Here is a 12,128-nt window from a genome sequence, read left to right as displayed (position 1 = left end):
ACAACGTATCGTTGGTCGGGAGTTGAGGCGTGGACGACGCTCGTTGAGCGCGCATCAGCCTCGGGCGATATTCTTGCTATGGTACTCTCTCGTTCTCCGACACTGAGCTATGTATTTTCTGTTTGGAACGGATCAACATGGAGTGCTGCACAAAATATTGGAACGCCATCTGTATCGACAAAGCCTTATGGCAATCCATTTGACCTTGTTCCTCAAGAAGGACTTTCTTCGGGTCGCATTTTCTCATCGCCAATCAAGTTTGCCGATGGTCAGGCGCCTGCATGGCGACAGGCACGATTTACAACGTCCGCCCCTGGAGGTTCCTCAGCACTAATTTCACTTGAGTATCTTGTCTCGCCAGGCAACTGGGAGCGCATTCCAGATGCTGACCTTCCGGGTAATAGTTCGGGCACAACAACAAGCCCTATTGATCTCTCGGGACTCAACGTGGGTACCTACAGTACGATTCGTCTTCGTGCTGATCTCTCATGTAATACACTCGCGAACTGTCCTACAGTGAATGACTGGACAGTTGATTGGGCACAAGGGCTTGCAGTCGGCGGTATTGCACGAAATTTTGATCGCACAACACCACTTACCGGAGGAACGGTGAATGTTGCAGTGAATGGGGTACTGAGTCCTCAGACAGGAACAATCGATGGTGCGGGTAATTGGACTATCCCAAGTGTCTCATATCGTAATGGTGATGTGGTGACGGCATGGATTGCAAGCCCAGGTGCTGCGAATCGTGCAGTTGCCGTTGCAAAATTCATGGGTTCAGGAAGCTTGAGTGATATGGAACTCTCAAGGCGTTGGCTTGTGCTTGGTGACACCTCACAGGTGGGGCAGACACTTTCAAATGCAGATCTCGCACTCAGTGATTATCTCAATGAAAGTACAAGTGCGACGAGTACAAGCATCTTCCATAATGTCGATGCATCGGGAAATTTGACGCTTTGTGCAAGTCCACTGCTCGCATGTCCTGATGCGTCCCTTGCGGTTGTCAGTGGTACGACATGGCGTCCTCAAAGTTCAGGAAGTGTGACGAATACGATGTATTCGCATACAATCAGCGGAACAACAAATGCTGACGGAAACATCATTAAGGTTGCAGGTGATTGGCGTAATAGTGGAGTGTTTACTCCAGGAACAGGGCGCACCGTATTCAATGCAACTTCAAGCGTGCATACGATTAACAACACTGGTGCAACACAATACAAGTTCAATGATGTAACATTTGGTGAGGTTGCAACTGGTGCAACTTGGCAGACCGTTACGCCGCTCTATACCACAGGAAGTGTGAACATAAATTACGGAACACTTTCTCCTGGGGCGCAGCCTATCTCGATCGAAGATAGTCTCTCTATTGGAGTGAATGGTGTATTCACAAAGGGTTCTGCAACTACAACATTCCTTGGTGTAACTGCGGGGACATGGTCGGATCTTACGCTTATTGGTCAAGATTTGGGAAATGTCTTTATTGATGGTTCACCAAAGTCGCTGAGTCTTAGCACGGGAGTAAAAGCGACGAATGTCACCATTGCCGCAGGAGATTCATTCTTCTTTGGTGTAAATACACTGACATTGCTTGGGAGCTTTAGGAATGATGGAACTACAAGCGGTGGTACTGGAAAATTACTCATGAATCCTGCTGGTGCTGCGACGATCAGGCAAGGAACTGCGCAGCTCAGTAATATCACATTGCAGAGTGGGTCCGTGAGTTGGATCGATGTGAATGCGACAACTACAGGGGATATTCTCGTTTCAGGTGGTACACATATATTCCCAACAAATTCGCTTACCGTTGGTGGTGGCTTCACTCAGACGGGTGGAACATTTACCGCTCCAAATCAACTTGTCATGAATGGTACGGTCGCGGGTAAGTCGATGAGTGCTCTGTCGAACTTCAATAACCTTCTCTTTAATGGTACGGGTTCTTGGGTGTTTACTACAAGCGCGACGACAACTGGGAACTTGAGCATTTCAGGTGGTGCGCTCACGATGCCAAGTGGTGTGCTCACTGTTGGCGGAAACTTCACGAATACTGCAAACATCGTTCACAATAGCGGTACATTGTTCATGAATGGTGGCGTGCAGAGTATCGCACTTGCAGGAAAGACGTTGAGCGGAGTAACCGCTGGTGGCACAACTCTTAACTTCAGTGATACGAATGTTACTACTGCAGGTTCAGTCATTGTAAATGCTGGTGCCACACTTAATTTCCCAGTAAGTGGATCGCTTACTGTTGGTGGTTCGTTCATCAATAACGGTATTGCGAATGCCAATGCATCGCTCCTTACATTGAATAGGGCTTTAGGTGCAGCGACATTGTCGGCAGGGTCAATGGTGCTTTCAAGCCTCAATATTGCTGGAGGAGGTAACTTCACAATAAACGGAAATACACGTGTTAGCGCGACGACAACGCTTGGTGCAGTTGGTGGCTTTACGATGCAAAGCGGGTTTGAGCTTCGTGTTGATGGTTTCTTCACGAATAATGCAACAAACGCAAATACGACATGGACGGGTTCTACGCTACGTCTCACCTCGGGTGCGTCAATGTCTATAAATACAAAGACACTTGGCGCAGACGACTATGGTGCAATCATACTTGATAATGCAACTCAGGTTCGTACATGGAATTCGTCTGCGACGAGCGTGACAACAAATGCGACAAGTGCGCTCTATGTACAGAATTATGCAGGCTCAAATGGAGCATTGCGTATCTACGGTACATATGCGCAGAACTCGGGTACGGCATATTGGGACTATAATACCGATTTTGACGGAACAGCGCTTGGAACCCCTCGCGCGGTAAGTGTCAGTTTCGCTACAAATGCAGTGGCGAACTTCGCCTCTGGGACAGTGCTCTCAGTGATGGGAGGATTAGGTGCGACAACGACCGTGAGTGCGCTTTCGGGTACGTATGCGATCAATCTTGCGACGACAACATTGTCCGCACAGTATGCAGCATTTACGAACCTGGGAGCAACAGGAATCTCTATTTCCGGTTCTTCTACGATAGCAGTGTTTGATGACGTGGATATGTCTGTAGGAGTGAATGGGGGATACGTGCTCACGCTGAGCAAGCAGGCCATTGATGCAAATGCTTCACAGCAATTTGCGCGTAATTACTTCCGAAGTGGTGGGTTTGTGGGAGCAAAAAATGTGAACGTTACTGCTGCAACAACGAATTACATTCGCTTCAGACAACATGGTGGAGATATTGACGGTGAACTATATGACAATGATCCATCAGGTGATCCAGGTGAAGTGCGTTGGGATGACTCAAGCTATATCATCAGTATCTCTGGGACAGTCTATGATGCAAATCTTGCGCCAATGGGTGCAACGGTCTGTGATGGTGTTACCGCAGTAGTGCGCGTACAGGTAACAGGAGGTGCAGCCTTCGGTGGTACCTGTGGAGCAGGAGGTAACTTTACCGTAAATGGTGTCACGTTCACTGGCGAAACAACGATGTCGGTGTACCTCAAGGGTTCTCCTGTTGCAAAGGCGGTCACCGTAACTCGCAGTGCATCGGTGAATCTTTCGGGCGTGAAGCTCTATCAGAACCGAGTCATATTGCGACATGAGGATTCGCTTGCAATGAGTAATGCAGCGCTCTCAGGTTTCGATGCAGACAACGATGGGGATATGCTCTTTACCGCAAATGGAGGTAATCTCTCGGTCCCCGCAAGTTATGAGCTCTGGGTGTGGGCAGGCAAAACGTTCACTCCTGGTGGAAATATCACAACAGGGACAGGAAGTGCGGTGGCCTATGGAGGTGCACTTCATATTGATAATAGTGCAGTACTTAATGCGCTAGGAAATGAGCAGTTCAGTGTTGGTGGTCGTTTGCAGGGTGATGCAGGTGCAATATTCAATGCTGCTTCGTCAACGGTATTCATGACCGCGACGGATGCCCGCACAATTACAACTGTAGATCCGCTTGCCTTATGGAATCTTAGTTTCACTGGTTCTGGTTCTTGGGCCCTGAGTTCCGATATAAGTGTGGCGAATACGCTCAATCTTTCATCGGGAACACTTTCGGGAACAGGTAATATTACAGCGCAAGGTGGTGCAACGGGTAACGGAACACTTGCGATGACCGGTGGAACATTTACTCTTCCCGCAGATGGAAGTTTCGGTGGAGTGAATACGTGGACCGCATTCAACTTAGTGCTTGGCGATGGTTCTACCTTCGGTACAACAACAAAAGCAGGTACAGGAACAACAACAGTGGCTGGGGTACTTACCGTAAAGACGAAACACCACTTTGATTTGGCAGCTCATCCACTTGTGCTTACGGGAACTGGAACTCCACTTATGGTCCAAGGTTCGCTCGATACGACGAGTGCGCGTGTGACCTACGCAAGTACAGGGCTTACCAATGTGACGAATGTCACCTATACTGACCTTGCATTTATGGGCACTGGTTCGTACACGTTGCCAATATTGAACCTTAACATTTTGGGTGACTTCATCGTGGGAGGATCAGGTTCAACACCAACGGTAAGTGGTCTCGCAAGTGATCCGCTTATTACGATTCTCGGAAACGTTTCTATTGCGGGAGGAGCAACATATATTGCTTCAGATGCGGCAACGACGACCGTGAAGGGAAGTTGGACCAACGCGGGTACCTTCACGCATTCGCTTGGTTTGATCCAATTCTCCGGAAGTGGCTCAAAGACTATTAATCCTGGAAATTCTTCATTCGGAAAAGTAGACTTCAGTGATCCATTAGGATCGTGGACCATTGCTGCGCATGCAACTGCAACCGCGATGACAATTAGTTCATCAACGAGTTGGACGCTTGCATCAGGTAGGACTTTGGAAATATTAAGCAGTTTCACAAATCTTGTTGGTAGTCCGAAGACGACTTGGACTGGCTCTACGCTTTATCTCAATACGGGTAGCCGTGTGGCAGTGAATACAAAGAGTAGTGGTGCAGATAGCTATAATATCTTGAAGCTCGGCGCGAATACACAGGCAGTACTCTGGAATTCTTCCTCGACACAATTTATTACACCATCAGGAAGCGGTATCGCCTCTCAAAATCATGCTGGTGTGAATGGTGATTTGTATATCTTTGGAGACTATAAGAGTACTAGTGGAACTGAGTACTGGGATTATACAAAGGACTTTGACGGAACAGTGCTTGGTTCTCCTCGCGCGGCACGTGTGCGTTTTGCAGCGGGATCCACAGCGACATATAGTGGGACAAGCGTGATTGAAATGATTGGTGATCCACTTGCTTCAACTACAGTTCGCGCGCTCAGTGGAACCTTTGGACTTTCAATTGGTGGCGCTTCGACAACAATGCAGTATCTTGATATTTCCGACGCGAATGCAACCGGTACTGCACTTACGGGCTCAGTGAAAGTTAGTCAGATGGATGATGTGGTGTTTAGGAATCCGAGCGGATCAGGGTCACTCATGACCATTGCCGCTTCGGTTATTACTGCAAATCCTGTGAAGATTCTGTATCGACTTGGCTTCATCGCTCCCGGCGGAAATAATATCACCGCCACAGGTGCAACCGTGTCTGCTTGGCGATTCGTAAATCATTATGGTGGAAGGGATGGTGAGGTCTATGACGTTGACCCTGCAGGAAATCCTGGTTATCTCGTATGGGATGATTCAACTGCACAGCTCTCGATTTCTGGTCATTTCTATCAGAGTGATGGGGTTACTCCATCAACTGCATGTAATGGAGTAACACAAAACATATTCCTTCGTGTAGCAAATGCTTCTACAACAATGCCGGGTACAGCATGTAGTGCAGCTGACGGTAGTTTCAGTATTCCGAATATCCTTCCCGCAGGTGCTGATACGCTCATACTTTTCGCGACATCAAGTAGTGGTGTGAAGGCAGTGACATATGCCTATAATCCAATGACAAACATTGCGGATTATGACATGTACGAAAATACGGTCATTGTGCGAAACGAGCAGACGGGGGCTATTACAAATACAAGCATTGATTTGTATGACAAAGATCAGTATGCGAATATCCCTGCACGAGTAACAGGAGGAGCGCTCACTCTTGATACGAATACGAAGCTCATCGTGTGGAGTGGAAAGACTTATGCGCCTGGTGGTAATGCCGCAGTCCCGGGAAATACCAATACTTCTTCGATAGAAGGAGATATTGAAATCAGGGCAGGTGCAACTTGGATTACTAGTGGTGCAGAGGTGTATACCGTTGGCGGTGACCTCATGATGGGTGCGAATGCGATTGTCTCGGGTGGTGCAGGAAACTTTACGTTCACTTCCTCTGTCGCAGGCCGTTCACTCACAGCTGCTACTCCGGCAACACTGACGAATCTCACCTTTAATGGTGCGGGCTCGTGGACTATTGCGGGTGTTGCAACTACGACGGGTGATGTCATTATCACTACAGGAGTAGTAACGCTACCTGCAAGTACATTCGCGGTTGGTGGAACATTCAGTAATCTTGGTACGTTCAATGCGAACGGTGGTACAGTCCTTATGACCTCTACTACAACGGGAAAGCAAATTCGCACAAGTGGAAGTAGTTTCAAGGATCTTACTTTCATTGGAACTGGTGCGTGGAGCTTCCTTGATAGTGCAACAACAACGGGGAACTTCACTATTGCATCGGGTACGCCGACGCTTCCTGCAGGTACACTCGCAGTCGGGAATGACTTCCAGAACATCGGTGGTGCATTTATTGCAAATGGCGGTACTGTCTCGGTGACAGGAGCGGGTAGCCGACTCCTGGTGCCTGGTGGTTCAGCCTTTGCAAATCTCCGTATTGCCAATGGTGACTTTGCGACGAATGTGCAGAATGCGACAACAACAGGAGATGTCTACATTAATTCAGGTAGCCTTACTCTTCCTGTAGCAGACTTCGCAATTGGTGGAACATTCAAGAATATTGCAGGTAGTTTCACCGCAGGAGCAACGTCGACGGTGCGCATGTTCGCAACCTCAACAGGGAAGCTCATTAATCCAGGAAATTCTACGTTCACGAATCTTATTGTCGACGGTGCTGGTGGTGGATTTACCATAGAGGCGAATGCAACAGCAACGAAGTCACTAACGCTCAAGACTGCGAATGCATTTGTGCAGTCGCCCTCAACAAGGCTTGTGGTGCAGGATCTCTTTACTAATAGTATTGGTGGAACTTGGACGGGAAGTACACTGCGACTTGAAAAAACAGGTACTTCCACGATAAATGCAAAGAGTGCACCTGCGACTGCATATAATGCCATTGAGCTTGGCGCAAATACACAGGTAGCGGTCTGGAATGCGTCATCGACAAGCGTCACTACGGCAGGGGGTGCTTCGCTCTATGCGCAGAACTACGCAAATGTGAATGGAGCTCTCAATATTTATGGTAATTACGTACGCAATGTCGGAAGTGATTATTGGTCGGCGACGACGAATTTTGATGGTACTGCGATTGCTTCACGAACCGTCAATGTGCGATTCGCACCAGGGAGCACGGCGACATGGAATAGTGGGACAGAATTACATATAGTCGGTAGCTCAGGTGCAGTAACCTCAGTACAGTCACTGTCAGGAACTTATGGTCTTTCTGTCTCGAGTGGAACTTTCGAGGGTCGTTACTTCAAGATGCGTAATACTACTGCGAACGGTCTGCAGCTTACGGGAAATACGGTAATTACGGCACTTGAGAATGCAGATCTTGCAACAGGAGTCGATACGGGAAATATACTTTACATCGATGGTAGTACTGTTGATGCAAACTCAGGCGCAATTCTTGCAAATAACAGCTTCGCACTTGATACGGGTCACACTTCAGGGGTCAACGCCTACTTGAACGGTACTTCAACGAATGCGTTGAACTTCAGTAGTGCGGTAGGGAACCTTGCGGGTGAGTCCGCAGATAATGATGGTTCACCAGGCGCCTGTGGAGCATTCAGATGGGATGATTCGCTCTGTCAGTTCGTTGATCAACGTTACTATAGGTGGCGTCATGACGACGGAGGGGAGGCGGTGCCGGATAGTGAATGGTACGGTGGTGCAGCCTCGGGTTGGACGCATCGCCAGCGAGTCCATGTGGTGAACAATACAAGCTCAGCTGCAACGAATGTTGCAGTGAAAGTCAATTTACCATATCAGTCACAAATGCAGGCAGATTACCGAGATATTCGTTTCACTGCAAACAATGGTACAACGACGATTCCATTCTGGATCGAAACATACACGACCGCGAGTGCGAATGTGTGGGTTAAGGTACCTACGCTTGCTGCGCAGTCAAGTGCGGATGTCTATGTCTATTATGGTAATGCGAGTGCCGCAGCGTCATCCTCGGGTGCCTCGGTCTTCACCTATTTCTTTGACGGTGAATCTGGTCTCTCAGGTATGACGGGTGACACTGCATCATTTAGAACACTTGATATGGCTTCGCGTTCGCCGATTGAACAGCTTGGACTCAAGTATTTGCGTTCAATGACTGATACAGGACAAACGTTGGGTATGGCAAATCTTTCTGCGGGCGTTACGCGCGGAACGACAGTAGGTGCGGGTGTGACAATTAGAGAGAATATTTATATTGATGGTTCATCAAATGACGATACCTGTTTGACCTTCGGAGCAAACTCTACGAGTGGTTCGAACTGGGGCTTCTGTGTTTCACCACAGCAGGCCGCAAAGAATGTGCGACTTGTGAAGGATGCGACAAAGGATGGATTCTTACCGAATGTATCCTCAGAAGTTTCTTCTCAGGATGTCGTACTTTCCACACAGGGTTGGTATACTGCGCGTATTGATTGGATCTATCAGTCAGGAGGAACGATTAATGCAACACTGTTTGACCCAAGTGGTACGCAGGTTGCAAGTATTTCTGCAGTAGACAGCTATGCTCCTGGGTCAGGGATTGGATTCTCATACTGGTACCAGAAGGGTGGTTGGGATAACGTTACCGCTACTCCATATATTGCAGGCACTCCGACAACGATAGTGCTTGCGCCGCAGCAGCATGGTGGAGCAACTTGGATCACTAGTGAAAATGCCGCATATGGTGCAGCACAGCTTGGTGAGAAAGTACGTCTACGTTTCGGAATCCGAAACACGGGAACCCCACTCTCTGGACAGCAGCTCGAACTCGATTATGCGATTAAGGGTGGGGCATCGAACTGTGAGTCGGTTGGTGACGCAAATTACCTTCCCGTTCCTCTATCGAGCTCGTGCTCAACGGATGCGGTGTGTATGGCTACATCTACAAGTTTCGCTGATGGTGATGGTACAACACCACTCCTCTCTACTCCGAAGGGATTGAACTTTGTCTCAGGACGTATTGTGGAGGATCCGTCGAATAAGACGACTGGACTTGCGATCGCCGCGAATTACTTCACTGAAGTAGAGTATGCGTTGCAATTCACTCCTAGTGCGATTCAGCCGACATATTGTTTCCGAGTATCCAATAATGGAAATCGTCTTGTGTCATATACGAAGGTTGCTGAGGCGTCAGTCTCACATCCTCCGCATATTTCAAACTGGAACTGGACCACTCCAACGCTTTCGCTTCTTAATGAAGGTGGAACAACGACGGTGATGGCAACTGGTACAGTAACTGATTACAGCGGTTATGCTGATATCTCACCGGTAGCAACGGGTACGATTTATCGCAAGAGTCTCGGTGAGTCTTGTGTGGCGGATGATAACAATTGTTATACTCCTCTAAAGACTTCGTGTGCCTTGTCTGCATGTGCGGGTGTATCTTGTACGATTTCTTGTCAGGCAGATCTGCAATACTTTGCAGAGCCAACTGATGTCGGTACATATGCAAGTGATATCTGGACTGCTTCGGTGCATGTGCATAATCAGGCAAATGTCTCCGATTCTGCGAGTGTCGATGCTGAACTCAATACGCTTAAGGCTCTTGCGTTCATTACGGGAGCGGTGGACTTCGGTAGTATGGAGATTGGAAGTACGACTCCTGCGTTTTCGAATCCTTCCGCTACTCTCCAGAATACGGGAAATGCGCAGTTTGGTATCGATATTGCGGGTTCAGATCTTACGACGACAGATAGTACGATTACTGTTGATAACGAAAAGGTTGCAACTTCGACATTTGATTTTGCATCTTGCTCATTATGTACGACGCTTTCGACAAGCACGGCAACGCTTGGTTTGACTTTCCCAAAGCCGAACTCAACGACGCCGGTAGTCAATAATATCTACTTCGGACTTTATGTCCCATTTGGAACAAAGCCTCTCACACATAATGGTTTGATCAGTGTATCAGCAAATTAAATAAAAACTCACCGCTTGCGGTGGGTTTTTATATTCATATGCCTATTCCTGAACGTACCGAAAGCCCTCGTTTGTGAAGACTGTCAACGGTCTTGAATATGACTTCTTCCCGAGCATCTCTCTTGTCAAAGAGCGATATATTGGCAGCTGTCTCTGGAATAAGATCCGTAACTGCCGCACCTGTCGTACGAATACGCTCGCCAAGCTTTAGGATGTGTGGAAAGAGCATTTCAAAATGATCAATGAATATGCCCGGGGTATTGCTGTGTTGTGGAAGTGTGCAAGAGAGGTCTATGACTTCTTGTTTGCTATTTTTTGTGTGAATAGTAAGTGTGCGCGCTGCAAGACCGTGCTTACGCAAGCGGTGTGCGAGGTGCTCAATGTGTCTAATGAATTCCCTGTGTATGAAGTCGCTGTCTGTGGTCGCAGGGAAGGAGAGGGAGGAGATCATTGACTGCAGTGGAGCGTGCTCAAGGTTGATGGGGTGTACAATAATACCGCGTAGTTCTTTTTGGATGTCCAGTAGCGGTCTTGCGAAAGTTGAAAGTACGTTTGGTGGAATATCTCTGAGTTCGAGTGCAGTCTGTATACCTCGTGCACGGAGCTTTACTGCCGTTCTCCACCCAATACCCCAGACTTTTTCAATAGGTATATTTGCAAGAATAGGAGTAAGCGTCTCTTCGGTCATTGCGACGCGAAATCCATTAGGCTTGCTCGACGTGGAAACGAGTTTGGCAAGTGTTTTTGTCGGAGCGACACCGAAGGAGATGGGGATTCCAAGTTGTTTCCACGTACGTTCTTTTATCTCTATTCCAATGATTTCAGCGCTGCTCCGGCGTTTCTCTATTGCCTCGGTAATATCCGCAAAGGATTCATCAATTGAATACTTTTCAACTGCCGTTGTTGTCGCCTCGATGAGTCTGTGCATCCTTATTGAGGTACGAGAGAAGAGCTCATAGTCTCCAGAAAGAATGATCACTTCAGGATACTTTGCTTTGATTTCAAATATGGGCATTCCCCGCGTAACACCAAGCGCCTTTGCTTCAACTGAGAGTGCGGTAGCCATACCACGTTCGGCGCCAACGACGAGAGGCTTATTGCGCAAGCGAGGGTATTTCGCGACGAGACATGACGCAAAGAAATTGTCCCCATCGCAGTGAAGGATGTAGCGCATAGAGAGAATACAAGGTTATAAGGTTATGAGGGGATAAGGGAAGAATGCGATTTTGCGGATATGCTGATAATAGGTGAGTTTTGAATCCCCCTTATTCCCATGGATTTCCTCTAATATTTCCTCACCACCCCTCTCACTACCGCCGCTATGGAGAGCGATTGCTTCGGGGAGTAGGGTTTCATTGTGCGATTTGCGGGTATAAGGAGAATTTTGCCATTCTCATTACGGTAGTACTTCATTGTCCACGAGCCATCGACCTCAGCGACCACAATCTCGCCATTTTTTGCATCACTTCTACGTTCCGCAACAACGATATCGCCGGGAAGGATTCCTGCTTCGATCATTGATTCACCTTTTACGGTAAGGAGGAACGTCGCCTCAGGTTTTTCAATGAGGTAGTTATCGATAGCATGAGCGTCATCTTCGATGGCATCCGCGTCGTAACCAAAGCCTGCCTCGACGACACCAAGGCGTGGACGTGCAAAAAACTGTGAACCAGGGGAGAGATGCCCCTCTTCGTCTTTGGCAATAATCTGTCGCGCGACAAGTCGATTGATGAGACCAAAGGCAGATGCACGTGAAGAGAAGCCGGTGATAAAGAGGAGTTCTTTATATGAAGGAAGGCGTCCGTGTCTGCGGAAAAAATCCTTCAAATGAGAAATGTTCTTTGTGTCATCATGCTTTGGCATATATATAGTATAACGAACAA

At 48.0% G+C, this 12,128-nt stretch carries 3 protein-coding genes; 1 reads left to right on the top strand and 2 read right to left on the bottom strand.

Going from position 1 to position 12,128, the window contains the following annotated elements; translation table 11 throughout:
- Positions 1-78 precede the first annotated feature (78 nt).
- A complete protein-coding gene (locus VJ579_03945; protein ID HXK38192.1) occupies positions 79-10,245 on the top strand; it encodes a DUF2341 domain-containing protein in 10,167 nt (3,388 codons plus the stop codon).
- Positions 10,246-10,279: 34 nt separating this feature from the next.
- Here VJ579_03945 and VJ579_03940 read toward each other — a convergent pair whose 3' ends face one another.
- Together VJ579_03940 and VJ579_03935 are read right to left on the bottom strand one after the other, a co-directional pair.
- Positions 10,280-11,419, bottom strand: a complete 1,140-nt coding sequence (locus tag VJ579_03940; GenBank protein HXK38191.1) for a DNA polymerase IV — start codon at positions 11,417-11,419, stop codon at positions 10,280-10,282.
- Positions 11,420-11,529: 110 nt separating this feature from the next.
- Entirely contained in the window at positions 11,530-12,108 is a 579-nt protein-coding gene (locus VJ579_03935) for a S24 family peptidase (protein ID HXK38190.1), read from the bottom strand.
- Between the last annotated feature and the right edge of the window lie 20 nt (positions 12,109-12,128).

This window comes from Candidatus Paceibacterota bacterium, assembly GCA_035583355.1.
Lineage (GTDB): Bacteria > Patescibacteriota > Minisyncoccia > Phycocordibacterales > UBA6899 > JAJZQJ01.
This window is presented reverse-complemented; position numbering and strand designations above follow the sequence as displayed.

Excerpts from the sequence above, each read along its gene's own strand:
- VJ579_03945 (HXK38192.1), top strand. The coding sequence starts at position 79 with ATGGTACTCTCTCGTTCTCCGACACTGAGCTATGTATTTTCTGTTTGG.
- VJ579_03940 (HXK38191.1), bottom strand. The coding sequence starts at position 11,419 with ATGCGCTACATCCTTCACTGCGATGGGGACAATTTCTTTGCGTCATGT.
- VJ579_03935 (HXK38190.1), bottom strand. The coding sequence starts at position 12,108 with ATGCCAAAGCATGATGACACAAAGAACATTTCTCATTTGAAGGATTTT.